The sequence below is a fragment of the Halomonas denitrificans genome (assembly GCA_019800895.1).
Lineage (GTDB): Bacteria > Pseudomonadota > Gammaproteobacteria > Xanthomonadales > Wenzhouxiangellaceae.
In genome coordinates this window covers 592,639-618,784 of the sequence record JAHVKF010000002.1, presented here as the reverse complement: position 1 = coordinate 618,784, position 26,146 = coordinate 592,639, and the positions used below count along the sequence as shown (strand labels likewise).

Annotated in this window: 19 protein-coding genes; 5 read left to right on the top strand and 14 right to left on the bottom strand. The window is 68.0% G+C overall.

From position 1 onward, the window contains the following. Positions 1-4 precede the first annotated feature (4 nt). The 4 genes from KUV67_06770 to nadA all read right to left on the bottom strand — a co-directional run bounded on the left by KUV67_06770 (position 5) and on the right by nadA (position 8,432). A complete protein-coding gene (locus tag KUV67_06770; protein ID MBY6204578.1) occupies positions 5-4,765 on the bottom strand; it encodes a fibronectin type III domain-containing protein in 4,761 nt (1,586 codons plus the stop codon). Positions 4,766-4,865: 100 nt separating this feature from the next. Then, complete coding sequence (gene nadC, locus KUV67_06765) at positions 4,866-5,714, bottom strand: carboxylating nicotinate-nucleotide diphosphorylase (protein MBY6204577.1); 849 nt, start codon at positions 5,712-5,714, stop codon at positions 4,866-4,868. Further along, on the bottom strand, positions 5,711-7,294 hold the full coding sequence (locus KUV67_06760) for an L-aspartate oxidase (protein ID MBY6204576.1): 1,584 nt from the start codon (positions 7,292-7,294) through the stop codon (positions 5,711-5,713). The genes nadC and KUV67_06760 overlap by 4 nt, the downstream gene beginning before the upstream one ends. 4 nt (positions 7,295-7,298) lie before the next feature. Then, the gene (nadA, locus tag KUV67_06755) at positions 7,299-8,432 is read right to left on the bottom strand and encodes a quinolinate synthase NadA (protein ID MBY6204575.1); all 1,134 of its coding nucleotides are present in this window, start codon (positions 8,430-8,432) and stop codon (positions 7,299-7,301) included. Between the two features lie 172 nt (positions 8,433-8,604). On the opposite strand from nadA, the gene KUV67_06750 reads away from it, so the two are divergent. The 4 genes from KUV67_06750 to KUV67_06735 all read left to right on the top strand — a co-directional run bounded on the left by KUV67_06750 (position 8,605) and on the right by KUV67_06735 (position 15,004). Beyond that, a complete protein-coding gene (locus KUV67_06750; GenBank protein MBY6204574.1) occupies positions 8,605-9,183 on the top strand; it encodes a hypothetical protein in 579 nt (192 codons plus the stop codon). Positions 9,184-9,309: 126 nt separating this feature from the next. Further along, positions 9,310-10,020, top strand: a complete 711-nt coding sequence (locus tag KUV67_06745; protein ID MBY6204573.1) for a hypothetical protein — start codon at positions 9,310-9,312, stop codon at positions 10,018-10,020. 216 nt (positions 10,021-10,236) lie between these two features. After that, a complete protein-coding gene (locus KUV67_06740) occupies positions 10,237-11,370 on the top strand; it encodes an alanine racemase (protein ID MBY6204572.1) in 1,134 nt (377 codons plus the stop codon). 340 nt (positions 11,371-11,710) lie between these two features. Then, positions 11,711-15,004 (top strand): EAL domain-containing protein, encoded by a 3,294-nt coding sequence (locus KUV67_06735; GenBank protein MBY6204571.1) that lies wholly within the window; start codon positions 11,711-11,713, stop codon positions 15,002-15,004. A gap of 84 nt (positions 15,005-15,088) precedes the next feature. Here KUV67_06735 and KUV67_06730 read toward each other — a convergent pair whose 3' ends face one another. Further along, on the bottom strand, positions 15,089-15,796 hold the full coding sequence (locus KUV67_06730) for a protocatechuate 3,4-dioxygenase (GenBank protein ID MBY6204570.1): 708 nt from the start codon (positions 15,794-15,796) through the stop codon (positions 15,089-15,091). 322 nt (positions 15,797-16,118) lie between these two features. Between KUV67_06730 and KUV67_06725 the strand changes: the two genes are divergently transcribed. Continuing rightward, positions 16,119-16,502: a zf-TFIIB domain-containing protein gene (locus KUV67_06725; GenBank protein ID MBY6204569.1), complete on the top strand. Its 384-nt coding sequence runs from the start codon at positions 16,119-16,121 to the stop codon at positions 16,500-16,502. A 435-nt stretch (positions 16,503-16,937) separates the two neighbouring features. Here the strand turns inward: KUV67_06725 and KUV67_06720 are convergent, their stop codons facing one another. From KUV67_06720 to KUV67_06680, 9 genes are all read right to left on the bottom strand, one after another. Then, positions 16,938-17,420, bottom strand: a complete 483-nt coding sequence (locus KUV67_06720) for a hypothetical protein (protein ID MBY6204568.1) — start codon at positions 17,418-17,420, stop codon at positions 16,938-16,940. After that, positions 17,417-18,136, bottom strand: a complete 720-nt coding sequence (locus KUV67_06715) for a hypothetical protein (GenBank protein ID MBY6204567.1) — start codon at positions 18,134-18,136, stop codon at positions 17,417-17,419. Before KUV67_06715 ends, KUV67_06720 begins: the two co-directional genes overlap by 4 nt. 63 nt (positions 18,137-18,199) lie before the next feature. Further along, complete coding sequence (locus KUV67_06710) at positions 18,200-18,991, bottom strand: hypothetical protein (protein MBY6204566.1); 792 nt, start codon at positions 18,989-18,991, stop codon at positions 18,200-18,202. A 55-nt stretch (positions 18,992-19,046) separates the two neighbouring features. Continuing rightward, positions 19,047-19,421, bottom strand: a complete 375-nt coding sequence (locus KUV67_06705) for a nuclear transport factor 2 family protein (protein ID MBY6204565.1) — start codon at positions 19,419-19,421, stop codon at positions 19,047-19,049. A gap of 55 nt (positions 19,422-19,476) precedes the next feature. Then, a complete protein-coding gene (locus tag KUV67_06700) occupies positions 19,477-20,061 on the bottom strand; it encodes a VOC family protein (GenBank protein ID MBY6204564.1) in 585 nt (194 codons plus the stop codon). A 152-nt stretch (positions 20,062-20,213) separates the two neighbouring features. Next, complete coding sequence (locus KUV67_06695; protein MBY6204563.1) at positions 20,214-22,238, bottom strand: amidohydrolase family protein; 2,025 nt, start codon at positions 22,236-22,238, stop codon at positions 20,214-20,216. Next, on the bottom strand, positions 22,235-22,816 hold the full coding sequence (locus KUV67_06690; protein ID MBY6204562.1) for a nuclear transport factor 2 family protein: 582 nt from the start codon (positions 22,814-22,816) through the stop codon (positions 22,235-22,237). The genes KUV67_06695 and KUV67_06690 overlap by 4 nt, the downstream gene beginning before the upstream one ends. After that, on the bottom strand, positions 22,813-24,285 hold the full coding sequence (locus KUV67_06685; GenBank protein MBY6204561.1) for a serine hydrolase: 1,473 nt from the start codon (positions 24,283-24,285) through the stop codon (positions 22,813-22,815). Before KUV67_06685 ends, KUV67_06690 begins: the two co-directional genes overlap by 4 nt. Positions 24,286-24,325: 40 nt before the next feature. After that, on the bottom strand, positions 24,326-26,146 hold the full coding sequence (locus tag KUV67_06680; GenBank protein ID MBY6204560.1) for a hypothetical protein: 1,821 nt from the start codon (positions 26,144-26,146) through the stop codon (positions 24,326-24,328).

The following is a 26,146-nucleotide window of genomic DNA, read 5'->3' as shown; positions in this document are numbered from 1 at the left end:
TCGCCTATTCGAACCCGTCGCGGAAGACCACGTCCGGATCCAGCGTCCAGGCCTCGACCGGTTCGCTGGGGGCCGACTCGTTCAGGTTCGCCGCCACGCTGCTGACGCGATAGCGGTGCCGCTGCTCCGACTCGGCGGAAAAATCGGCGAAGCCGGGCACGTCGGTGAAGCCGACGTGGTGGAAACTGCCGTCGGGATCCTCGCGGTAGACGCGGTATCCGGTCACGCGCGGATCGTCGACCGGCGTCCAGTGGATCACCACGGTGCCGCTGAGATCGCCGTCGACGTTCTCCAGCCCGGTCGGCGGCGGGAGGGCCCCCACCGCCACCGACCGGGCGTTGTTGGAACCGTCGGATTCGGACAGCTGTTGCTGCGGATTGACGACCACGTGGAGGGTCTGCTCGTCGTCCTCGTTCAGGCTCGCCGGCAGCGGCACGGTCAGCGAGATCGTCAGCGGCTGTCCGGTCGTCAGATCGTCGATGGTCTGCACGGGTCCGGGCAGGCCGAGCCCGGCCGGGCCGTTCCAGAACGTCGCCACGGTCACCGGGCCGGGCTCGCTCCACCCGGGGCCGTTGTTGCGCAGCTGCACCTCGAGTTGGGCACTGCCGCCTTCGGGAATCCAGGTCGGTGACAGCTGCGCGTCGATCAGCTCGAACTCCGGCAGCATCGGCCGTTCCGCGACCAGCAGGGTCGCGCCTGCGGTGCCGATGCGGCGTTCCTTGACGCCGGGCACCACGTCCCGCTTGGTGCTGCGCGCTCCGCCTGCGGTCTCGATCTGCACGGCGCTGGTCAGCATCGCGTTCGAGGCCGGGTCGAAGACGGCGTCCACCTTCCAGTTCACCGCCCCGAGATTGCTCAGCTCGATCGGGTCGGACGGCGTCGGCGGAGCCATTGGCTGGTAGTCGAAGATCAGCTGCATCAGGGCGCCGGTGTGCTGGAACACGCCGTCCGGGTCGTTCTCGGTCGGGTTCTCGACGCCGAGCTGGCGAAAGGTGATGACGCCCTGGCCGTTCAGGTTGCGCGAAAGCTTCGGCCGCTCGACGAAGATCCGTCGGCCCTGGCTGTCGGTGCGCTCCTGCGCCGAATTGAACTGGCAGACGCCGGCGAAGCACTGGACGCCGAACGCCGTATGCAGCGATCGGCGGGTGCCCAGGAAGGCGTCGCCTTCCGTCGCAACCGAGAATGCGATCGACAGGGTGTCGGCTGCGAACGCGGCGACCGAAGGTGACGCGACGCCCAGGGGCAGAGTGGGCGGAACCTGCACGCCGGCCGACTGGCGAAGGAAGCGGTACGCCAGGCGGCGCTGGCCGAGATTCAGGGTCGCCGTCGTGCCGTCGTTGGAGACCGCCGGGTTGCGGACCCAGACCACCACCGGGTCGCCGTTCAGGTAGGTCGCCGAGGGCTGCAGGTCCTTGGCGGTGCTGCCCATCTCCATGTCGCCGATCGGGCCCCAGTTCAGGCCGTCGAAGAAGGCGTACTTCAGGCGGAGGTCGTGCAGGTCGATATTGCCGGAGGCGTCGTGCACCCACACGGCCAGCACCTCGCCGCCGGCCGGACAGGCACTGTCGGTGGCCGGACACGCGGCCAGCACCACGCCGCCGTCGCCGGTGGTCGGTGGGGTCAGCGTCATCGGCGCGCTCCAGCCGCTTCCGTCGTCGACCCGGTAGACCAGGTGCTGGGCGGCCACGGCCGAGGCGTAGTCGCCGTCCAGCGGATCGTTGGGATCGCCGTCGAGGGCCAGGAACTGGGCCTCCGTCAGGCTGCTCTGTGCGTAGACCAGCACCGCCTTGCCGGCGTCGTAGTACGCGTGGGCGGCACCCATCGCGCCGGGGCCGGCCACCAGCGACTGCAGGGCCGACGGCACGCCGTTCTGGTAGGACTGGAACTGCAGGTTGCCGGACCCGTCGCCCCAAAGGAGGCTGGCCAGGCCGCTGCCGTCGACGGCCAGCGACGTGCGATCAATCGGTGGAACGTCAGGCGCGGCGCGAGCGACCCGCGCCGTTCGGTTGGCGCAGGCCGACGGCTCCTGCACATCGAACAGCTCGGCGACGTCGCCGGCCTTGATGCAGAAGGGGCACCAGCCGACCTTGACTTCGTAGGCGACGTCGAGCGCGAACTCGAAGCAGGGCTCGCTGGCCGCGGCGTCGAATTGATTGTCCTCGACGACCAGCGGCATGGTCAGCGCGAAGTTCGGCAGCGCGAAGGCGTTCAGCGAGACCAGGTCGAGGATCACGCTGACGTCGATCCAGACGTCGAGACCCGCCTGGGCGATCGCCTCGGTGGTCACGTCGACCAGCACCTGCGTATTGGTCGCGATCCACTCGCCGTAGTAGGCGTACAGGGCCTTGAACCAGATGTCGGCGCCGACGGTGGCCGAGGCGATCGGCGGAATGCCCCAGGCATAGCGGAACAGCGGGATCTTGCCCGTGTCGAGCACGGTGATCGGCTCTTCGCTTCCGAACGGAACGGGATTGCCGGCCGACGAGCCGGACCCGTTGGCTTCGTTGTCGACCGGGTCGTTGGGACGGTTGACGGCCATGCTCGTCGCGTCGCCGAGTCGCCGGCGCGTTCCGGCGCCGCTGGGCAGCAGGGTCTGGAAAAGATCGGCCTCGGACTCGTTGTCGTTGGCCATGCCGCCGATGCCGTAGCCGGGGTTCGGCACCTGGAGGGCGCGCTGGCGGTCCGGCTCGGCGGCGAACAGGCTGACCTTCTCGGGCGACCAGAAGATGGTCCGGGTGGTGAAGTCGGCGGCCTGGTTGATCCAGGTCGGGCCCGGGCGGATATCGATCTGGAAGAAGCGCGGAGGCAGCGGATCGCCGTTCGAGTCCTCCGCGGTGATGAAGCCCGTCCGGATGCCCGGCGGGTAGGTGACCAGCTGCGGCAGATCGATCACGTAGTCGACGCCGCTCTGCCCGCAGGCCGCGCCCTCGACCGACAGCGGGCCGACCTCCTGGCCGTCGAAGTGCAGCGTTGGGTTCTGCAGCAGGCCGAACAGGAAGGAGGCGTGCGGCAGTCGGATCTGCGGGACGTCCTCGACAATCAGTGTCGCACCGTTCACGTCCGGGAAGCTCCAGATCGCGCCGAAGCGCAGCGTGGGCTGGTTGGCAAAGGTCACATGCTGCACCGGCAGACCCGGCATGTACGGGTCGGCCGGAATGCCGGGCGCCGCCGCCCCGCAGTCGGGAAGAACGACTTCGATCGTCTCGTCGGGGTCGAAGGGGAGGTCGAAGTCGCCGTCGAGGTCGGTCCGGAGCTTCCAGAGCTCGGTGTCGTAGTCGTACTGGAAGTCGAAGCGCTGGCCGGTGCACACGCCGTTGTCCGGATTGATCAGGCCGAGGTCCAGGTGCGTCGCGCTGATGTTGGCCGAGAAGGTCGCCTTTCCCGGGCCGTTGATCCGCGTGTTGATGTCGAGCTGGCTGGTGTCGTAGGCCAGCGAATCGTAGAACCAGTTCAGCCAGGGCACCGCGTTGGCCTGCCAGTCGCCGTTCGAGTTGGTCAGCCCGCTGCTCAGGGTGATCGGGCAGCCGGTGACCGGGTTGGTGTGCGAACCGATGGCGTGGGTGGCCTGCTCGATCGCGTCGACGTACTGGTTCGGCGGTGCATAGGCCGCCGACCACATCGGTTTCTGCAGCGTGCTGCCGGCGGCGCGCGTGCCGGGCCAGCCGTCCTCCTCGAAGTTCCAGCCCGGGGGAACGAACACCGTGTTGGCGAACACGTTGACGACCGCCGTCTCGACCGGGCTGCCGTCGCTCTGGCGGCGGACGTTGAAGTTCAGGGTCTGGACCTCGAGCGGTTCGTAGTCGATGACGACCGCCTGCAGGAACGCGCTGTTGCCCGAGCTCGGAATCTTGTAGACGATCCCCAGGTCCGTGGCCTGACCGAAGGCCAGGTAGCCGAAGCCCGCGGCCAGCGTCGGCATCACGCCTTCGCCCTCGAAGTTCCCCGCACCGTCGAACACGATCGGGCCGAGGTTGACCGGCACGAGGCGACCGTTGGTGGTGCGCATCGCGGCGGTCCAGCGGTAGTCGGCCGGGCTGCGGAACGACGGCAGCTGGACCTGGCCGCTGAAGCTGAAGGTCTCGCCGGGAGAGAGCGGTTCGCCCGGCCCCGAGAAGGTGGTCAGCACCACTTCGTCGGCGACCGCAGGCTCGCTCTGGAACGAGGTGGATGCCGTTGCGGCGATGCTGCCGCCGGCGCTCTGTTCGGCACGCACTTCGACTGTCCCGCCGAGCGGTACGGGCCGGTCGGCCGGCACCACGAAGGACGCCTGGAAGCTGCCTCCGCCCTGAAAGACCGGACCGAGCACCGGGACATCGTCGTAGAAGACCGTCACCCGGCCGGCGCCGATCGACGAGAAGGTGGCGTTGACCAGGCGGCCCGGCGGACCCTGGGTCGGCGAGACCGTCAGCGTTGGCGGTGCCAGCAGTTCGATGGGTGCCGCGCCTTCCAGGATGCCTCTCGCCCACGCCTGCAGTCGATAGCTGCCGGGATTGGCCTGGGGCAGGGCAAGGCGGCCGAACAGCCGACCGACGTCGTCGGCGAACAGCTCGCCGCTCGGAATCGCCGGGCCGCCGGCGATGTCGACGAGCTGGAATTCGATCAACTCGGATGGCGGGTAGCCGATGCCGCGGGCGATGATCTCGCTGCCGGGCATCGACGCGTTCGGCAGCGCTTCGAGCGTTGCGGCCTGCGTATTGGCGCAAGCCAGCAGCACGCCCAGGAACGGGAGGAGACGAGCGAGGTGCGGCGAACTACGACGGGCCATGAGACTCTCCGGCATTGAACGGCTCTACCCTGTCCAATGCCGGCGGACCCGGAATGTCAACGATGGATCCTGCGCACGCCCACAGCGCCGCGGCCTTCGATCAGGCGTCGTCGAGGCCTACGTCGAGGTTGGGCGCGGAGTGCGTCAGCGCGCCGATCGAGATGACGTCGATGCCGGTCCCGGCGATCGCGCGCACGGTATCCAGCGAGACGTTGCCCGAGGCCTCCAGGGTCACGCCCCTATCGCCGACGCGAGCGACGGCGGCCCGCAGGTCCTCGTTCGAGAAGTTGTCGAGCAGCACGCTCCCGGCGCCCGCCGCCAGCGCCTCGTCGAGCTGGTCGAGGCGATCGACCTCGACCGCGACGCGGGTCATGTGGCCGGCGAAGGCCCGGGCTCGGCGCACGGCAGCGCCGACACCGCCGCAGGCCGCCACGTGGTTGTCCTTGATCAGGATCGCGTCGTCGAGCCCGAAGCGATGCATCGCGCCGCCTCCGGCCGCCACCGCGGCCAGCTCGAGCGCCCGCAGCCCCGGCGTGGTCTTGCGGGTGTGCGTGATTGCCGTGCCGGTGCCGTCGACGGCAGCGACGAAGCGCGCGGTCAGAGAGGCGATGCCGGAGAGGCGGCCCAGCAGGTTCAGCGCGACGCGCTCGGCAGCGACAATGCTGCGTACGGGGCCCATGACCCGGCCGATCACCGTGCCCGCTTCGAGCGCCGCGCCGTCGTCCAGCCAGTCGTCGAGACGCAGCGTCCGGTCGACTTCGGAAAAGGTCAGCCGGGCGGCCCGGGCGCCCGCCAACCGGCCTTCGGCCCGCGCGCGCACCACGAAGCGTCCTTCGAGATCGTCCGGCAGGGTGGCCTGGCCGGACAGGTCCCCGCGACCGCCGAGGTCCTCGGCGAGCGCGCGGCGGACCACGTCGAGCAGGACGTGGCGGGGAACGGTCGGAATCATCGGGCGGGCTCCAGCGTTGGATCGGAGATTGGCCTGGACCGCGTCAACGATACGCGATCCGACCGGGGGCAGGCGCCAGCGCGGCGCCAGGTGGAAGGCCTTGCCCGCTCGCTCGCGGCGGGGAAATCGCTGCGCGCGTGGGCGCCGCGAGACTCCGTCCGCGCCGCCGCGGTCTCGGCGATGCAGCGCGCGACCAGCAGCGGGTCGGACGTTCCGTGGCGCGTCTCGAGCCGGTCGATCTCGGCGACCAGTCGGGCCAGGCCGCTTGCATCCCGCTCGACGCCGGCGCCTCGTTGCATCGCGGCGCGCAGTCGATCGAGCGCGGCGTCGGGGAGGTCCGCGCCGGGCAGGTCCCGCCCGTTTGCCCGCCGGGACGGAGCGTCCGCGTCGCGCAGCCGGTCGGCGAGGCGGCTGGCCATGACCACCGTCTCCAGCAGCGAATTCGACGCCAGCCGGTTGGCGCCGTGCGCGCCGGTGCAGGCAACCTCGCCGATCGCGAACAGGCCGGGCACGTCGGTCTCGCCGTCCAGCGTCGCCGCGATTCCGCCCATGTGGTAGTGCGCGGCCGGCGCGACCGGGATCGGCGCTTCCCGCGGGTCCAGACCGGCGCGACGGCAGGCCTCGAACACGGTCGGAAAGCGGCGCGGGAAGTCCGGGCCGATCGACCGCGCGTCGAGCCACGCGCCGCCCTCCAGGTCATGGCGATGGACCGCGCGGGCGACCACGTCGCGCGGCGCGAGTTCGGCGTCGGGATGCAGGTCCGGCATGAAGCGCCGACCGGACCGATCGACGAGCACCGCGCCTTCTCCGCGCAGTGCCTCGGTGGCCAGCGGCGCCGGCGTTTCGCCCAGCTTCATTGCCGTCGGGTGGAACTGGACAAACTCCGCGTCGCGGATCCGTGCGCCGAGGCGCGCCGCCCAGGCCAGGCCCAGGCCGCAATTGGCGGTCGGGTTGGTGGTGACCTCGAACAGGCCGCCCACGCCCCCGGTGGCCAGTACCGCCGCGCGCGCCGGGATCGGCTGCGCGCGGCCCCGGTCGTCGATTGCGAGCACTCCGGTGCAGTGCCCCTGGTCGTCGATCTGCAGACCCTTGGCGCGGACCCCTCGCCGCAGGTCGATGTGGCCGCCGCAGCGCTCCCGGGCGGCGCCCACGGCCGCGACCAGTGCCGCGACAATCTCGGCGCCGGCGCGGTCGCCGCCGACCCGGGCGATCCGGGCACGTCCATGGGCCGCTTCGCGCGACAGCACCCAGCCGCCGCCGGCGTCGCGCTCGAAGGGCACACCGGCATCGAACAGTCGACGGACTTCCTCCGGGGCCGCTTCGGTCAGTGCACGGACGACCTCGGGGTCGGCCAGTCCCGCCCCGGCGGCCATCGTGTCCGCCGCGTGCGCGCCGGGATCGTCGTCGGGCCCCAGGGCCGCGGCGATGCCGCCCTGGGCCCAGGACGACGAGGAGGTTCGGTGGCGGGATCCGCCGGCCAGCAGCACGACCCGGCGGGGTGCGAGGTTCAGCGCGGCCCACAGCCCCGCCAGCCCCGCGCCGATGACGACGACGGGCGGATCCGCTGCCCGGACGCTCACCCGGTCAGACCCGGACGTAGGGAATGTCGATCGCCGGCCGAGCGGTGTCGAAGGCCGGCGGGCGGGCCGGCATCGGCAGGTCGAGCATCGCCTGGACGCTGGCGCGCGCCGCATCCGCCACGGCGGGGTCGACGGTCACTTCGAACTGGCCCAGGCGCAGCGCGTCGTAGATGCCCGCCAGGGAAATCCGCTTCATGTGCGGGCAGAGGTTGCACGGGCGGACGAACTGCGTCTCGGGGTTGTCGACCGCCACGTTGTCGCTCATCGAGCACTCGGTGATCAGGATCGCCTTCGACGGCTTGTGGTCGCGGACGAAGGCCGCCATCGCACCGGTGGAGCCGGCGAAGTCGGCGGCCTTGAGCACGTCGGGCGGGCACTCGGGGTGGGTGATGATCATCGCGTCGGGGTGCTCGATGCGCAGCTGCTCGATCTCCGCTGCGGTAAAGCGCTCGTGCACCTCGCAGGCGCCCTTCCAGGTCAGGATGCGGACCCCGGTCTGGCTGGCGACGTTCTTCGCGAGATACTCGTCCGGGATGAGGATGGCCGTATCGCTGCCCCATTCGGCGGCCACGGCCTCGACGACCTGGACCGCGTTCGACGACGTGCAGCAGATGTCGGAGGCGGCCTTCACGTCGGCGGTGGTGTTGACGTAGGTCACCACCGGCACGCCGGGATAGGCGGCCTTGACCCGTTTCACGTCCTCGCCGGTGATCGACGCGGCCAGGGAGCAGCCGGCGCGCAGGTCCGGGATCAGTACCGTCTTCTCCGGCGACAGGATCTTGGCGGTCTCGGCCATGAAGTGCACGCCGGCCTGGACGATCACCTGCTCCTCGGCCTCCGCCGCCAGCTGCGCGAGCTTCAGCGAGTCGCCGGTCGCGTCGCCGACGCAGTGGAAGATTTCCGGCGTCATGTAGTTGTGGGCCAGGATCACCGCGCCGCGCTCGTCCTTCAGGCGCAGGATCGCGTCGACCAGCGGCGCATGCAGCGGCCACTCGGCCTCGGGCACGACGTCGGCGACGCGATGCTGGAGGTGCTTCGTCCGCGCCTCGACGGCGGGCGTCCATTCCAGATCGGCGGCCTCCGGCCAGTCGGACAAGGGTTCGAGCGCGCGGTCGTGGCGCGTCGGCGATTCGGTCATCGGGGGTCTCCTGAACGGGTCGGCGTTGACCGCCCTTCGATAAACGCATTGTCTCAAATGAAGGTGAACCGCTGGGATTTCAAAAGCCGGCGCCCCGGAGCAGTGGCCGAGCGGCTTGCCCGCGGACGTCTTCGAGCGCATGCTGGGACCGGACTCGAATCGGGACGCTTCGATGCACGACTTCGTTCGCAGGCCCTGGATGCTTCTCGCGCTGGTCCTGGCCGGTCCGATCCAGGCCCAGGAGCAGGCGCCGACGGAAACCGTCCCGGCGGTTTCCGAGCCGGTGACCGCACCCGCACCACCGCCTTCGCCGTGCACGCAGGAGTCCGGCCCGGCGCGGGACTTCGACTTCTGGATCGGCGACTGGCAGGTCTATCGCCCCGGCACCGACCAGCGGGTCGGCACCAATCGCATCGCGCGTCGCGAAGGCGGCTGCCTGCTGCTGGAGGAATGGACCGGCGCGAGCGGCGGCACGGGCCTGAGCATGAATTTCCACGACCCGGAGCGCGACGCCTGGCGCCAGCTCTGGCAGAGCGCGAGCGCGCTGATCGAGCTGGAAGGCGGACTGGACGCTCAGGGCCGGATGGCCATGGAAGGCAGCATCGTCTACCACGCCAACCGGCAGCGCTTCCCGTTCCGCGGGCGATGGACCCCCCGTGCCGACGGCACCGTGCTGCAGGAATTCTGGCAGCAGGCGCCGGACGGCGACTGGGCCCCCTGGTTTGCCGGCGAGTACCGGCCCGCCGACTGAACCTCGTCGCGCCAGCACGCGCGCACGCCCTCGAAGCGACTTCCGTTGACGCGGCGCTGACGGACGATGGTGGACCATTCGATAGGTGTTATTGAACTTACATACCCTATTCGAGAGGTTGAACCTATGAAATCAGTTTCTCCCCGTGCCCTGCTGCTCGGCGCCCTGTTGCTCGGTCCGTCCGCTTCGATGCTGGCCCTGGCCGACGACCACATCGACGTCATCGATCAGGCCACGCAGGTGGAGATGACGCCGGACCAGGCGCTGCAGCGGCTGGTCGAGGGCAATGCCCGGTTCGTCGCCGGAAACTCCACCGATCGCGACCTGATCGCCGAACAGAAGGCCACCGCCGGCGGCCAGTATCCGTTCGCGGTCGTCCTGTCCTGCCTGGACTCCCGCTCGGCGCCCGAAATCGTGTTCGACCAGGGCGTCGGCGACCTGTTCGTCGGCCGAGTCGCCGGGAACGTGGTCGACACCAACCTGCTCGGCAGCTTCGAGTTCGCCACCGCTGCGGCCGGCTCGAAGCTGATCGTGGTCATGGGTCACACGGCCTGCGGCGCGGTCAAGGGTGCCTGCGACGGCGTCGAGGTCGGCAACCTGACGGCGCTGCTCGACGAGATCGAGCCGGCGATCGATGCGGTCAACACCCCGACCGGTACGGACCGCAGCTCCGCCAACATCGAGTTCGTCAATCGCGTGGTCGAGACCAACGTGGAAATGCAGGTCAACGAGCTCCTTCGCCGCAGCGACGTCGTCCGCGGCCTGGTCGAGGAAGGCAAGGTCAAGGTCGTCGGTGCGGTGCACGACCTGAGCACGGGCGAAGTCCGATTCCTCTGAACGCTCTCCGCTGATCGGCGACCGCGACAGCGAGGAACGTCGACGGCATGGGCGCGGACCGGCTCGGTCCGCGCCCTTTTTCGTGCGCAGGGACGGATGTCGTGGGCGAAGGCCGAAGCGCCGTCGCTCGCAGGTCCGGCGGCGCACGACGATCGTGTGGGCAGCGCGCCGCGCGCCGGGCGACAATGGACCGGACCCCGCATCACGAGGCATCGGATGGACCGTCGCCGACTTCCCACGCCCGCCCTCCTGATCGACGAAGCCCGGTTCGCGCGGAACCTGGGTCGCTTGAACGCGCGCGTGGACGCGCTGGGCGTGCCGCTGCGCCCGCACATGAAGACCGTCAAGAATGTCGAACTGGCTCGCCGCATGCTGGTCGGCCACCCCGGGGGCGCAACGGTATCGACGCTGGGCGAGGCCGATCACTTCTTCGCCGCCGGATTCGACGACCTGCTGTATGCGGTCGGCATCGCGCCGGGCAAGCTCGACGCCGCAGCCCGCCGCATCCGCGACGGCATGAATCTCACATTGATCCTTGACCACCCGGAGGCGGCGCGGGCCGTGGCCGCCGCCGCGGAGCGCACCGGCGTGCCGTTTCGTGTCCTGCTCGAAGTCGATGCCGACGGACACCGCGCGGGTTTTCGTCCGGACGATCCGACGCTGGTCGAATGCGCACGCATTCTCGAACGCGCGGGCGTAACGGCGGCCGGCGTGATGGTCCACGCCGGCGGATCCTACGCCTGCCGAGATCGCACCTGCCTGAAGCGCATCGCAGAGAAGGAACGGGACGATGCCGTGGCGGCTGCCGGTCGACTGCGCGCCGCAGGCTTCGAAGCCCCGGTCGTCAGCGTGGGTTCGACGCCGACGGCCCTGTTTGCGGACAACCTCGCTGGCGTCACCGAAGTGCGCGCCGGCGTGTATGCCTTCATGGACCTGGTCATGGCCGGACTCGGCGTCTGCGAGATCGACGACATCGCGATCTCGGTACTGACCGAAGTCATCGGCCATCGATCCGACCAGGGCGAAGTGCTGGTCGACGCGGGCTGGATGGCGTTGTCGCGTGATCGCGGTACGGCGGATCAGGCCGTCGACCAGGGCTACGGCCTGGTCTGCGACGAGGACGGCAAGGTCCTGGCCCCCGAAGTCATCGTCCGGGCGACCAACCAGGAGCACGGCCTGGTCGGCCGGCGCGACGGTCAGGCGCTGGACACTGCGGACTTTCCGATCGGTCGCCGCCTTCGCGTCCTGCCGAACCACGCCTGCGCGACGGCCGGGCAGTTCGAGCGCATGGCGCTGATTGCGGCAGACGGTGAACACACGGAATCGCTGAGCCGATGCCGAGGCTGGTAGACGATGAGCACCCGTGCGGCGATCACGTCACCCTGTCCGGCGTTCCGGGCACGATCGGGGCCGCGGGCAGGGCCTGAGGAACCGCCCCGAGCCCGACTCCGGGGCGCTCGCGCAGCCGTGCCGGCGCGCTTTCGCCGAACGTGCGGTCGATGGTAGGGTAGGGAGTCCACGCATTCGGTCGACGCGGGGCCCGGAGCCACGGATCGATGCCTCGCACCGCCCAGCGATCGCTATGGATCGGACGCGATACGACGAAACCGCGAGCGGACCGGCCGATGACCGGCCGGCCTCTCGGAGCGAGACCCGACCCGGGAAGCCTTCACCTGCAGGAGCGAATCCGGTGGACCCGCAGGAGAGCGGGTCGCGGCGCTTGCGCCTGCTGGTTCGTGGCGCCGCGCCCGAGCCCCGATCCCGATCGCTGGCCAGCCTCGAGGAGGCGGGCTACGCCGTCGAGTGGCGATGCGTGGAGGCCGGGTTGGCCCACGCCCCGTATCCGGTCGACTGGGCACCTGACGTCATCGTGTTCTTCGGCTCGGCGAGCGCCGACGAGGCGATCCACGCCGTTGACCTCCTGCGATCGCGCCATGAGCGCCTGCCGGTGCTGCTCGTCGGCAAGGACATCGACGCTCGGCGAGCGATCGCGCTGATGCAGCGGGGCATCGACGACGTGGTGGCGACATCCGACCCCGCTCGATTCGCGCCCGCCGTGATCCGCGTCCTGGAGGCGTTCCGCCTGCGGCGCGCATGGGATCGGACCCGTGCGGCACTGACGGAGAGCGAGACCCGCTACCGGCACCTGTTCGATCACGTGCTCAACGGCGTGGTCCTGTTGAACAACGAGCGCTTCGTCGACTGCAACGAAGCCGCCGCCCGAACGTACGGGTACACGCGCGAGGAGCTGATCGGCATGACCCCGCTGGATGTCTCGCCTGAGGTCCAGCCCGACGGCCAGCGCTCCGCCGACAAGGCACCGAAACTGATCGAGGCCGCGCTGGGTAGGGAACTCCAGGTGTTCGAATGGGTGCATCACGATCGGTCGGGCAACGAGGTCCTGGCCGAAGTGCAGCTCGGCCGGCTCGACGGCGTCGACGATGCAAACCTGCACGCGATCGTGCGGGACATCACCCAGGAGCGCCGCGCCGAGGAGGCGCGACGGAGAAGCGAAGCGAACTATCGCGCCCTGTTCGAAGGTATCCCTGATGGGGTTTCCCTGCACCGTCGCGACGGAACCTACGTTGACTGCAACGACCGCGTTGAAGCGCTGTTCGGTTGGAAGCGCGATTGGCTGATCGGGCGCAGCTTCACCGATATTTCTCCACCGTTGCAGCCCGATGGCCGCAGCTCCTGGGACAAGGGCTGCGAGTATCTCCAGCGGGCTGCGTCCGGCGAACCACAGTCCTTCGAGTGGGAGGTCGTGCGGGGCGACGGCAAACGCGCCTTGCTGGAGGTCAAGCTCGGTGCACTGGATGGAACCGGCAGCGCGGAACTCTACGCGATCGGCCGGGACATCACGGCCCAGCGCGATGTCGAACAGCGCGAGCGAGAACAGCACGCGATCCTTTCCGGCATCTCCGAGAACACCTCGGAAGTGATCTTCGTCAAGGACCTGGAGGGCCGCTACCTGCACATGAACCGGGCCGGCCTGGCCTTTCTCGGTCTCGACGCCGAACAGATCGTCGGCAAGACCGACGCCGAGGTGTTTCCGGAGGACAGCGCCGCGCGAATCGAGGAAGCCGACCGCGAAGTGATCGCGAGCGGCCGGACCCAGCGCATCCACGAAACGGTTCCTGCCGCGGTCGGCCTGCGCTACATGCACACCACCAAGGGCGTCTGCCGCGATGGCGACGGACGGCCGTTCGGCGTGTTCGGGATCTCCCGCGACATGACCGAGCAGCGCGCGCTGGAGCTCGAACGGAGCAAGCTGTCGCGCGCGCTCGAGCAGTCCGCCGAAGCGGTCATGATCACCGATCCGCAGCGGATCATCGAATACGTGAACCCGGCCTTCGAGCGCGTCACGGGCTACGCGTCCTCCGAGGTGCTCGGCCGAACGCCGGCGCTCCTACGGTCCGGGCAGACCGCGCCGGATGTCCAGGAGCGGTTGGAGCGCGCCCTGGTGTCCGGAAAACCGTTCCACGGCGTGTTCGTCAACCGTCGGCAGGATGGATCGACCTACCACGCCGACATGAGCATCGCGCCGGTCCGCGACGAGACCGGCGGGATCACGCACTACATCTCGACCCATTACGACATTTCCGAGAAACTGCGGACCGAGAAGGAACTGGAGCGACTCACCAACTACGATGCGGTGACCGGGCTCGCCAATCGCGGCGTGGTTCGTGATCGTCTCGTCCAGTTGTTGCGCCGCGTCGGTGAAGCGGACTTCGGCATCGCGGTCCTCTACGTCGGGCTGGACGATTTCGCCAAGGTCAATGCCACGCTCGGCCAGGCCGGCGGCGACCGGGTGCTCCAGCAGATCGCCGAGCGCCTCGACGCTGGGGTGAACCCCGGCGACTCGGTCGGCCGGGGCAGTGGCGACCGGTTCATCGTCCTGCTGTCCGGGGACCGAAGCCAGCTCTGGGCGGAGAACTCGGCCGAACGGCTCCAGGCGGCCATCGCCGAGCCGATCTCGATCGATGGGCGCGAGATCCACGTGACCGCGGGAATCGGAATCGCGTTCGCACCCGAGGACTCCACCGACGCCGAGCAGCTGCTGCAGGGCGCCGAAGCCGCCCTGACCCGGTCCAAGCAGCAGGGCGGCGGCCAGGTCGCGGTCTTTTCGCGGAGCATGGCCGAAGAGGCACAGCAATGGCTGGAGACCCACGCCAGTCTGCGCCGCGCTCTCGAACGCGAGGAGTTCGTCCTGGAGTTCCAGCCGAAGGTCTCGATCGTGAACGGGAGAATCGTCGGCGCCGAGGCGCTGATCCGGTGGGAGCACCCCGAGCGCGGACGCGTCCCGCCCGATCGGTTCATCCCGATGCTGGAAAAGACGGGCCTGATCATCCCGGTCGGCGAGTGGGTGCTCCGTACGGCGTGTCGATTCCTGCGAAGCTGGCAACCGCTCGCCGCAGGTTCGTCGGGGCGGCGCTCACCGTTCCGGGTATCGGTGAACCTGTCCTTCGAGCAGTTCCGGCAGCACGACCTGGCCGGCACGGTACGCGAAGCGCTCTCGGCCACCGGCGTCGAACCCTCGAGCCTTGAACTCGAGCTTACCGAGACATCCCTGGCACGCGACCCCGAGGCGGCGACCGAGATCCTCGAACGACTTCGTGCCCTTGGCGTGGGGATCGCGCTCGACGACTTCGGCAAGGGCTATTCGTCCCTGACCTACCTGCGGAGCTTCCCGATCGACGTGCTCAAGATCGACCGCGAGTTCATCGACCGGGTCGGCGGCAGCGGCGAGGACGAAGCCATCATCCGGACGATCCTGGCGCTGGCCCGCGACCTGGAGATCGAGGCGGTGGCCGAAGGGGTCGAGACCGACGAGCACCTGCGCTTCCTGGCCGCGGAGCGCTGCCCGGTCGCCCAGGGCTACTACTTTTCCCGTCCGCTTCCGCCGGACGAGTTCGAGGCGCTTCTCGAGTCCGGTCGACGGTTCGACGTGCGGGCCGTCGCCGGGGCCAATCGAATCGACTAGTCGAATCAACGAGTCGAATCCGCAAGTTTATCTTGCAAGTTGAGTCCGCGAGACCGCGCCCCGGGCGGCCCGGGGCAGGGTCGCTCAGACCGATGCAAGCACGAGGTCGAAGCGGCCCGTCGGCGCGTCCGCGTCCCGCGGGCGGAAGTCGACGACCAGCATGCCGCGCTGCGCCTCCGGCACGGACTGAAGCAGGCGGTCGACGTCGTTGAGCGGGTCGCCGGCGAAATACATCTGGGTGGTCAACTCATGGAAGCCGCGCCGCGCCACCTTGAAGTGGATGTGCGGCGGACGGCTCCACTCGTCGGCCACCTTGTACGGCCCCGGCTTGATCGTGCGGAAGCGGTACCGGCCCTCGGCGTCGGTCACCAACTTCGCCCAGCCCTGGAAGTTCGGGTCCAGCGGCGCCGGGTTGGGATCGGCTTCGTGGGCGTAGCGGCCGTTGGCGTTGGCCTGCCAGACGTCGACCAGGGCCCCCTCGATCGGTGACCCGTTCTCGTCCAGCACGCGACCTTCGACCACCACCACCTCGCCGGTCGCGGCCTCGGCGTATCCTTCGATGCGGGTCAGGTCGGCGTCCGTGTCGGCCTGCTCGACGACCGGATAGAACGGGCCCTCGGTCTGGGTGGGCGTCACGGCCGCCAGCAGGGGCGCGCCAGCCGCTGCCGCGGCCGCCCCGAGTGCGCCGGTCAGAACGCGTCGGCGGCGGGAATCGGTCGGGTCGGTGGAATTGGAGAGGTCGACGGCATCTACGGCATCTACGGGGTCGGTGGGGTCGGTGGAACGGGTCATGGTGGCTCCCTCGTCAGCGATGCGGCCCGCCGGCCGCGGAATCCTCACGTCGTTGCGGGGTCGCGCGGACCGCCGGAGAACGCGGAATGTCTCCGCAGAATCCTCCAATCGACGGAGGAATGCAAACGGTCCCGATCGGCGAAGCCTTGCCCGCGTGGACGACGCGTGGACGAAAGGCGTCGCTTTGCCTACCATTGGACGTCCCCCGCCCGGAACCCACAGGGAAATCGCCGATGCCCAGCCGCCCGACCACGGCGCGCGGACCGCGTGTGCCTCCGACGCCCACGATCCCCGAATTGCCGACGCCAACGTGCCCCCCGCGATGAGCGAACTGCGCTGCCCCAAGTGCCGGGAGCCGATGGAGCCGGTCGAGGCCGACGGGGTCGAGGTCGACCGCTGCACCGGCTGCGGCGGCATCTGGTTCGATGCCGGCGAGCTCGACTGGCTGGCGCAGAGCGAGATCGCCGAGGCCATCGATGTGGGCGAACCCGCCGAGGGCGAAGCGATGAACGCGCTGACCCATATCGACTGTCCGCGCTGCGGTCGTCCCACGCGCCACGTCGCCGACCCCCACAAGCCGGACATCCGCTACGAGATCTGCTCCGGTTGCGAGGGCGTGTTTCTCGACGCCGGGGAGTTCCGCGATCTGGCCCGGCTTTCGCTGTCCGAACTGCTGCGCGCCCTGTTCAGACGCCGACAGGCCTGACACCCGTTCGTCTCCACCCGAACCGGCCTCGGCGCGGGGCGCAGCGGTCGAAGAAGCAGCAAGCGGTACTCCGAGTGTGGATCGCGAGCACCACGAACAGGACGTCGAGAACGACCGCGATCCGGCCCGGGTCGCGGACGTGGCGTGGAACGGAACGGAGCATCATGGTCCCGCTGCCAGTTCTGCATTGATGCGGGCGAGCAACGCTTCGGACTCGATCCGGAGATTCTCGAGAAAGCCCGCATGGACGATGGCCCACTCCCTTGTCGATCGCAGGTAGGCGGCGAAGGGCGGGTGGGTTCGGGTGATCTCGATGATCTCCTCGACCGGACGGCGATCGAATACGGAGATTCCCGCCTCGTGGAAGACCGCGGCGCCGTCGTTGCGGAACGCCCGGAATACTTCCCCGGTATCGAGCAGGTCGTCGTATTGCCCTTAGTAATGCTGGATCGCGCGCGCCAGGTCCCGGCTCTCGATCAGGCCGAGGTTGCCTGAATTGATCAGTGACTCGTAGCCGTTCCGGGAGCCGACGGTGATGCGGATGAGGTTGACGGAGCCCATGATGCGGTCCAGTTCCTCCTCGCTCAGTGCCTCGGTCGGAGGGACGTCCCATTCGACCGTGGAAAGAACTAGTCGATCCGGCAGGCTGCGCCCTAACGCCCGATCGTAGATGTAGTCCACCGCGGCGATCCGCGCGGTGGCCGCGTCGTACAACTCGGGGTGGAAGTCCAGGTGGGTCTGGATGTCCTCGGCGATTTCCGACAGGTGCCCCATCGCGATCGAGCGATTGTTTCTGGCCTCGTTCCAGTTCGCCACCTGGATGCCGATGAACACACCGACGACCACGATCAGGAAGTCGAGGAACACGGCGAACCAGTTCTGGTCGCGGACGTGGCGCGTGAGGCTACGGAGGATCATGGAGCACCCGCTGCCGTATCGATGGCAGCGACGATGTCTTCGGCCATTGCGGGCGGCTGGGTCACCAGACCGTTTCCAGTCAGAAGCGCGATGCTTGTCCATTCCCGAAGCGTGTCTATGATTCGCGGATCGCCGAGAATGAGCTGGACTACGGTTGCCGGCACGGGCGGGGAATCGACAGGCGGTGCGCAGGGCATGACGTAGCGTTCGTAACCGCCTTCCTCGATGAAGCAGTGGGACCAATAGACGTCCTGCAGTTCGATCGGGATCATCCGGCGGACCAGAGTCCGATATTCGGGGGGAATTTCCAGCCCCTGCGCGGCGCGATGGTTGGTCTGGAGCAGGGTTTCGACCGCTTCGATGATGCGTCGATCGCTCGGCAGGCCTGCGCGGCGCAATTCCTCGTAGGTGGTCCAGCGGCTTGAGATCTGCTGCCATTGCGAGGCGTGCATCAGGTCGACGATCACGGACCAGCAATCGTCCGGGCAGACGGTTCCCTCGGCTTCGGCAAGGCGCAGGACTCTCCGTCCGGAGGCGGCACCGACTCGCAGGCCTTCGCCCACGGATCGCGCGGCCTCGGCATTGCGGATCGCTTCTTCGCGAAGCTCGGCGAGCAATAGACGCTCCCGCTCCCGCTGCACCCGCTCGTCGTTCCAGTTCGCCACCTGGATGCCAATGAACACCCCGACGACCACGATCAGGAAGTCGAGGAACACGGCGAACCAGTTCTGGTCGCGGACGTGGTGCATGACGCTACGCAGAAGCATTCCCGGCTCCGATCATTCTCGAGTTCCCGTGTCGCGGTTCTCCATCGACCGTTCGATCCGGCGATCGAGCTCGCTGGAGACCTCGGTCATCTGCACCTGCCAGATCAGCATCAGTTCGAGGTTCCGCAGCCAGTTGCGAAGTTGTTCGGTGACTTCGACGCGTGCTGCAAAGCGGTCGAGCAACGGTTGGGCGCGTTCCTCCGGAATCGGAGAGTCGCAGTCCAGCAGGCGGTAACGATCCAGCCCCCAGGACTCGAAGCACGATGCCCAGATGTAATTCTGAACCTCCCAGGGCATCATGCCCCGCACCGTATCCCGGTACGGTGGAATCATCTGGAAGACGAAGTTCTTCTGATCGAAATTGACGCCGTAGTAATCGCCGAGTGCACGGCGTAGTTCGGGGTCCGGGATCAGCCTCAGGTCCCCTGCGCTTATCATTTCCCGATAGGTCGGCTCGTACAGCGAAAATCCCCAGACCTGGGTGGCGTGATACAGCGCGAGAAGCGTTTTCCAGGCGGACGCGTCGACCAGGGACCCGTCTTCGAGGTAGCCGAGCGCGCCTTCCCCGTACTCCTGCACCACGCTCCAGAACCGACCGCGCCCTTTCAGCGTGGCTCGATCGACGGCCAGGTCCTCCTGGATACGACCCAGATACGCACGTCCCGCCGCGTCTTCCCGTCGAACTTCGTTCCAGTTCGCCACCTGGATGCCGATGAATACACCAACCACCACGATCAGGAAGTCGAGGAACACGGCGAACCAGTTCTGGTCGTGGACGTGGCGCATGACGGACCGGAGAATCATCCCGCGGACGGTCTCGCTGCGGCTGAGTGCATCGATCGATGGCGAGTCGACACGATCACTCCTCCGGATGAAGGAAGAACACCTTGCTCAGGATCTGCCAGCGTCCTTCGACCTTGACCAGGGTGAAGAAGTCGGTGAACCGGTGACCGGTCCAGTCGAGCAGTTCGATCCGGACCGATGCTGCGGTGCCCTGGAGGTCGATGGTGGTCTCGCCGGCCTGCACCGACTCGGCCGGACCGTTCTCGTCGTGCCAGTCGTAGAACATCTGGATCGGACCCGCGAACAGGTCGTCACCGACGTAGCCGCAGATCGTGGCCAGGTCGTGGAAGATCGGACGAAGCACGTCGTTGCTGCCGGTCTTCGCACCTTCGATGTAGGTCTGCATGACCTCGCCGATCAGGCGTCGGTCTTCGATTTCGGTGTGAGTCAAGGGTCGAGACTCCTGAGCGGATGAGCGATCGGGCCCTGCCGGGCCGGCAGGACGTTCAGAACAGGGCGGCGACCTGGCCGCGGATCGGCGAGACGGGCTCGTGGACCGTGCGAACGCGAAACGCATCGATCGACGTGCCGTTGTCGATCGCCGCCAGCCACTCGTCGGGTTCGAACTCCACGCCCACCGGGTTGCTCTCGAAGGACGGCCCGCTGATGTAGTCGTTGCAGTCCTCGGCGCGGTCGAAGGCATCGACCTGGAACTCCATCTGGTTTCCGTCCGGGTCGGCGTAGTACATCGAAATGGTCAGGCCGTGGTGCACGCTCCAGTAGGGCTCGATGCCCTGTGCCTTCAGCGTGGCGTAGTTGCCCATCAGGTGCTCCAGCGACCCCAGCGTCCAGGCGAGGTGATCCACGCCGGTCCAGTGCGTGGACTCCGGCTCCGAGCCGTCCGGATCGACCACCGAAAGATCGAGCAGCGCGAAGCGGTGGTGTTCGTCGTCGAAGGTCAGGAAGGCCATGGCCGGGTTGCGGTGTTGCACCCGGGCGCCGAAGACCTTGCCGTACCAGTCGAGCATTTCTTCGAAGCGACGCGTGCGATAGACCACGTGGGCGAGCTTGGTGGGGGGATGGATCGTCATGGCGAGCTCCCTGCGTTGCGTGGATGGATCGCGTCCCGGCGCCCCTCCCGGCACCGGACGAAATCGTGAACCGGATCACACTATAGCGGGACGAAGGCCCGGCGCATAGGGCGTTGCCGTTCCATGACCCGGGTTCTCGGGACCCGATGCGCTCAGCGGATCGGGTCCGGGGCATCGACGGGTACGGTGAACGGTTCGATGCCCAGTGCCCGGTGAATCGCGGCCGGTTGGTAGAGTCGATCGCCCTTCAGCGTCATCGCGGTGGCTCGCACGGCCCGGATATCGGCCAGCGGATTCCCGTCGAGGGCCACCAGGTCGGCGACGTAGCCGGGCGCGATGCGCCCGATGCGGCCAAGCTCGCCGACGACCTCCGCGGCATCGATCGTGGCGACGCGCAGCACGTCGGCGTTCGGAATGCCGACCTCTGCGTAGAGTTCCAGTTCGCGGTGCAGGGTGAAGCCCACCAGCGCGTCGGTGCCGGCGACCAGCGGCACGCCGGCCTCGTGCAGGCGGCGGATCATTTCGAGCAGGGCCCGGGCCGACGCGGCGTAGGTCGCGGCGTTCTCGTCGTTCACGTCGAGCTGGCCGCCGAGCATCGAGCGGCGGACGTTGGGCGGGAAGTGGTCGGCGACCATGGCGTAGGACGGATCGATCTCGCCGGACCGATGGCGGAACATCGAATCGAAGATGGTCACGGTCGGATCGACCACGGTGCCCTTGCGGGCCAGCAGGTCGATGAAGTCCTGCACCTCGTCGGACTCCAGGTCGAGAGCGCCGCCCTCCTCGGCGACCAGCGTGAACCGGACCGGCGTCCGCGTGTCGTCGTCCGGCCCGGCCAGGAAGTTCAGGAACACCATGTTGATGTGCTGGATCTCGTCGAAGCCCGCGCGCACCGCGGCTTCGGCGGTCATGCCGGAGGGGATGTGGCCCGACAGGCGCATGCCCTTCTCGTGGATCGCCTCCGCCATCGGCGCCACCCAGTCCGGATCGATCGACGAGTAGATCTTGATGTGCGGGTAGCCCTGTTCGTGGATTTCCTTGATGAACGTCAGCGCTTCGTCCAGCGTCTCCGCCAGGTTGCCCGTGGGCGCCGCGAACGGGCCGACCTTGTCGATGAAGCCGGCGCGATGGACGCGCGGGCCGATCGCCGTGCCCTGTTCGAACTGCTCGATCGTCTGCATCAGCGTGTCGTGCGTGTTCGCGAGGTCGCGCACGCTGGTCACGCCGGCGGCGAGATGCAGTGCGCCGTCCGATGCACCGATGTGGACGTGCATGTCCCACAGCCCGGGCATCAGCGTTCGGCCCTCACCGTCGATCCGCTGTGCCTCGCTGCAGTCGATCGCGTTCGACGCGCCGACCGCCTGGATCAAGCCGTCCTGGACGCGCACCGTCGTGCCGTCTCGAAGCACGCCGGCATCGACATCGAGTACGCGGAAGTTCTCCAGACACAGCGCGCCGGTCACTTCGTGCGTCAGCCGCTCGGCGCGGTCCGCGAGGAACGCCCGCTCGGCGGCCCGCTGCCGTTCTTCGAGCACGGGAAGAACGTCGGCCCAGCCTTCCGGCACCAGGCCCATCCAGCCGAAGGCCAGCGCGAACAGCTCGTTGTCCTCGTCCAGCCAGAGGTACTGCGGATCGAAGCCCAGGCCCGAAACGGCGTACAGGGATGCGGTCCGCGACGCGCCCTCATGCTCGACGACCTCTTCGGCCAGCTTCTCGATGGTGGCCGTGCCGGCCGGCCACATCGGCAGGCTCCGATCCGGCGCGGTCAGCAGGGCCCGCGCCATCGCGGCCATGTACTCCGGCGTGGAATCGTTGGCGAGATAGAAGGCATCCAGCGATCCTTCGTCGCGCCCCTCTTCGAGCGTGCTCGTCCAGGACGCTGCGCCGTCGCCGTACGAGAACGACTCCGCAACCGGCGCGCCCATGTAGGCATTGCCGGTGCTCTCGAAGGCGCGCACAAGGCCGCCCTCGGTCATCTCGAATCGGGAATCGATCGAAGGCCCTCGGCCCCGGTCGTTGAACTCGAAATGTGCGGAACGCGCGCCGTCGTCGTGTTGCGTGACGATCAGCTCGCCCGACGTCTCGCCCTGGGTCAGCCAGTCGTAGCGAATCGTGGTCTCGGACCAGGCCGTGCTTGACAGGGTCAGCCCCGCAAGTGCTGCTATCCATCGATTCATTCCGAGTTCTCCGATCGGGGACAGACCGGCGGCGTGCATTCGACGGTCATGTAGGTTTCGACTTCGATCCGCCAGATCGTGCCGTCGTTGCGCCACTTGGCGGTATAGCGGCCTCTTGCATGGCCTGGACGGCCATCGATCGGCTCGCCGCGCCACTGGCCGTGCTCGAGCGCGATCGGGAAGCCTGCAGACACGTCGATGCAGGACGGGGTTCGGGTGTACACCAGGCGCTCGTCGGATTCGAAATCACGTGCCCAGAGCGCGAGCTGTCTGACGCTGCCCGCGTAGATGTCGCTGTCGGTGCCGGTGATCAGCACCACGTCGTCGACCAGGATCTCGTTGATCGTGTCGATGTCCTCGTCGCGGATCGCGGCGTTGAACCGTTCGCGCTGGGCGACGATCCGGTCAGCGTCCGCGCCGTGACTGCAGTTGGAGAACGCCGGCTCGGCGTAAAGCGGAGGCCCGAACCAGAGAGTCGACGCGGCCAGCAGGAACGAAATCGTTCTCCGTGGTTCACGACGGGTTCGTGGGCGCCCTCCGCTCAGCGCGATGTCCCGGTCGGCAGCACCGGGCCTCATCGGTCGAGTCGATCCACGTAGATGCTGTGGACCTTGAAGCGTGTCGCCCGGCCGTCGGGTCCGAGCTCGAATTCATAGGTCTCGCCGAGCGAATCATCGTCCCGAACCCGGGCGTAGGTGGTGCCTTCGACGTGCTTCAGGCGCGCCATGCCCTCGGCCGGGTTCGAGCCGGCCAGGCCGAGAACCGCCAGTCCGTCGTCCCACGGGACGACCGCCGTCCTGCCCCAGATCGTGCCGTAGATCCCGGCGAAACGCTCGAGCGAGCCGTCGCGTTCCGGTGCTTCGTCGGGCGCGTCGATGGCCTTCTGGATGGCCGGGCCCACGAGCTCGAAGGCCTGTGCGGCCAGTCCACCCGGGTCCGACCCGATGGTGTTGGTCAGCACGATCGCACCGAGCTTCGTCTTCGGCTCGATCCGGAACTCCGTGTAGAAGCCCGGGCAGCCGCCGCCGTGACGAGCGAACACCCGGTTGCCCTCCTTGCGCACGCTGAAGCCCAGGCCCCAGGTGGTCTCGAAGTCCGGGTCGATGTATTGCACGCGCTGCATTTCGCGAAGCGACGACGGCTCGATCAATTCGTCGTTGCCGTCGAGTACGCGGAACTGCCACATGGCGAACCTGACCAGGTCATTGACGTTGGACGCGTAGCCGGCGGCCGGTGCGATGCCCCGGGTCTGGAATGGCGCGACCTCGTTGCGCTCGCCGTCGTGATCGAGTGCGGTATGGCCGATCGCCATCCGACCGCCGCGAAGCTCGACCGGTATGTCGGTGTAGGTCGCATCCATCTCCAGCGGATCCAGAATGTGCTCGCGCATGTAGTCGTCGTAGGCCTGCCCGGAAACCTCGGCGACGATCTCCCCGACCAGCGTCAGCCCAAGGTTGGAATACTGGAAGTAGGTCGAGGTGGGATAGAGCGTTTCCTGTGCGCGAAGTCGTTCCCGGATCTGCTCCGCGGTCGGAAACGGATAGGCGGCGTCGGTCCAATAGGGGTAGTCGGACTCGCGCGGCAGGCCGGACGAATGGGTCAGCAAGCGGCGGACCGTCACCGGCTCGTCGTCGGGGTGCGCGTCCTTCAGGTGGGCGAACCATTCGAGGTGGTCGCCGACCGGATCGTCGAGGCGCACGCGACCCGCGTCGTACTGCTGCATCAGGCCGATGCTCGTGAACAACTTGGAGATCGAGCAGATGCTGTAGATCGTGTCCGGCGTCGCCTCCACTCCCTCGGCCGGGTTGGCGAGTCCGTAAGCCCCGCTGGCCACCAGCTCCTGGTCGTGGACGATGCCGAAGGACACGGCCGGCACCCGGCTGCTGCCGGCCTGGTACTCCATCCAGTGGGACCAGAGGCGAACCGCATCGGCCACGCGCGGATCGTCGGCGACCGAGCTGCCATCCTGCGCGACCGCTGCGGCCGAAGTGAGCAGCGCGCCTGCGGTGAATACGGCGAGCCGCGTCGGAGTGATGGATCGAGACATGGTTTGTTTCCTCGTTCAGCGGGATGGATGATTCACCGGATCAATCGCACTCGAAGTCGTCGGCGCCAAGCGATCGGCACATCGGTGGGAAACCGTTGTCCTGCCAGAACTCCACGAGCCCGAACAAGTGCATGTACTTCTTGAAAGCCGATGATTCGCGGTACGGCCTCAAGGCATCGAACCAGTAGGAGTAGGTCGGCGGACGAATCGTGAACTCGCCGAGCGCAAGCCGGAGTTCGTCCAGGCTGCGGGTGGTGCCGATCAATTCTCCATGCGCTCGGAGACGTTCGAGCAGTACGCCGTGATCGTCGGCAGGACGGTCGAGCGCGCGATGGATCTCCTCCATGCCGAGCCAGCCGCGCAGCGAAGGGAGTCGAATCGCGTGGAAATAGAACCCGCGCTCATCGCCCAGTTGATGCAGGAGGATCAACGAAGGAATGTCGCCGGTAAATACACCGAGTCGGATCGATCGATCGAGCACATCGCGCGCCCGGTCCGTCTCGCCGGCAATCGCCAATACCGAAACGAGATTGGAGTTGCAGGGCGCGTAGCCGGGTTCGATGCCCAGGCAGCGCGAGAAGTCGACTTTCGCCTCGTCGAGATAGCCGGCACGGAGATAGGCAAAGCCGCGCCAGTTCAGTGCGGCGAGGTCCTCCGGCGCGATGGCGAGCGCGGCGTTGTAGCTGTCGAGGATCTCCTGGAAGCGAATCGGCTCACCGCCATCGAAGAGCCGGAGATCCTGGATCAGCCCCAGGATGGCGTAGCCCAGCGCGAGTCGATCGTCGATCGCGAGTGCCCGCTGGGTCAGTTGCTCGGCGAGTGCTCGCGAGGCCTCCGCGCTCTCGACGAGCATGACACCGTACTCGGGCGCAACCACTAGAATCGCCGCGCGCAAGGCAAGCGCGTCGGCGAAGTCCGGGTCGATCTCCAGCGCGCGAACCAGCAGGGAATCGGCCTCGTCGAAGAAGGAGCGGGATCGGAACAGGGCTCGGGCGCGGAGAAAGAGCCCGTAGGCGTCGACGCTGGTCGTCGATGCGGTGACCGATTCGGGCGCTTCCAGCTCGACATCGAGCTGACCGCGGATGGCCTGCACGATCGCCTGCGCGATCTCGTCCTGGATGGCAAACAGGTTTTCGGTGGATAACTCGCGATCGAAGGTCTCCGACCAGACGTGCTCGTCGCGCTCTCCGTCGATCAGCTGTGCCGTGATCCGGATCTGGTTTCCGGCCGTTCGGACGCTGCCCTCGAGCACGTTGCGGACTTCGAGCTGGCTGGCGATCTCCGGGATGCCGATCGCGCGCATGCCCTTGAACTGGAACGACGACGTCCGCGAGGCCACGGCCAAGCCGTCGACGCCGACCAGCACGTTGAGGATCTCCTCGGCGATGCCGTCGGAAAAATAGGCCTGATTGCCTTCCTGCGACAGGTCTTCGAAGGGCAGCACGGCGATGGATGCCACGGTGGGTGACGCCGCGGCCACTTCGACCGCCGTTGGCAGCGCCGCCGGTGCTGCGCTTTCCGGAATCAACCGATCCGCCACCAGCAGCCCGATCGCCAGCACGGCGGCGATCAGCGTGGCCACGTTCAACTTCTGCACGGTCTGCTGCTTGGTCTCGGGGTCGACGCGCACGTCCTTGTCCCGCTTCAGTCCGTCTGGCGTCAGTTCGAAGGCCCAGGCAAAGACCAGCGCAGGCACAAAGCCGATCGCCAGCACCACGATGATCCCGCGGACGAACTCGTCCGGCACGTCGAAGACCGGTAGCACCGTCTCGGCGATCTGCACGACCAGCCACGACGCCACCAGGTAGAACAATCCGACCCGGATGACGTTGCGGCGTTTGAGTTCGGACATCAACGACAC

Coding starts and splice junctions, on each gene's coding strand:
- KUV67_06770 (MBY6204578.1), bottom strand. CDS start 4,765: ATGGCCCGTCGTAGTTCGCCGCACCTCGCTCGTCTCCTCCCGTTCCTG.
- nadC (MBY6204577.1), bottom strand. CDS start 5,714: ATGATTCCGACCGTTCCCCGCCACGTCCTGCTCGACGTGGTCCGCCGC.
- nadA (MBY6204575.1), bottom strand. CDS start 8,432: ATGACCGAATCGCCGACGCGCCACGACCGCGCGCTCGAACCCTTGTCC.
- KUV67_06750 (MBY6204574.1), top strand. CDS start 8,605: ATGCACGACTTCGTTCGCAGGCCCTGGATGCTTCTCGCGCTGGTCCTG.
- KUV67_06745 (MBY6204573.1), top strand. CDS start 9,310: ATGAAATCAGTTTCTCCCCGTGCCCTGCTGCTCGGCGCCCTGTTGCTC.
- KUV67_06740 (MBY6204572.1), top strand. CDS start 10,237: ATGGACCGTCGCCGACTTCCCACGCCCGCCCTCCTGATCGACGAAGCC.
- KUV67_06730 (MBY6204570.1), bottom strand. CDS start 15,796: ATGACCCGTTCCACCGACCCCACCGACCCCGTAGATGCCGTAGATGCC.
- KUV67_06725 (MBY6204569.1), top strand. CDS start 16,119: ATGAGCGAACTGCGCTGCCCCAAGTGCCGGGAGCCGATGGAGCCGGTC.
- KUV67_06720 (MBY6204568.1), bottom strand. CDS start 17,420: ATGATCCTCCGTAGCCTCACGCGCCACGTCCGCGACCAGAACTGGTTC.
- KUV67_06710 (MBY6204566.1), bottom strand. CDS start 18,991: ATGATTCTCCGGTCCGTCATGCGCCACGTCCACGACCAGAACTGGTTC.
- KUV67_06700 (MBY6204564.1), bottom strand. CDS start 20,061: ATGACGATCCATCCCCCCACCAAGCTCGCCCACGTGGTCTATCGCACG.
- KUV67_06695 (MBY6204563.1), bottom strand. CDS start 22,238: ATGAATCGATGGATAGCAGCACTTGCGGGGCTGACCCTGTCAAGCACG.
- KUV67_06690 (MBY6204562.1), bottom strand. CDS start 22,816: ATGAGGCCCGGTGCTGCCGACCGGGACATCGCGCTGAGCGGAGGGCGC.
- KUV67_06685 (MBY6204561.1), bottom strand. CDS start 24,285: ATGTCTCGATCCATCACTCCGACGCGGCTCGCCGTATTCACCGCAGGC.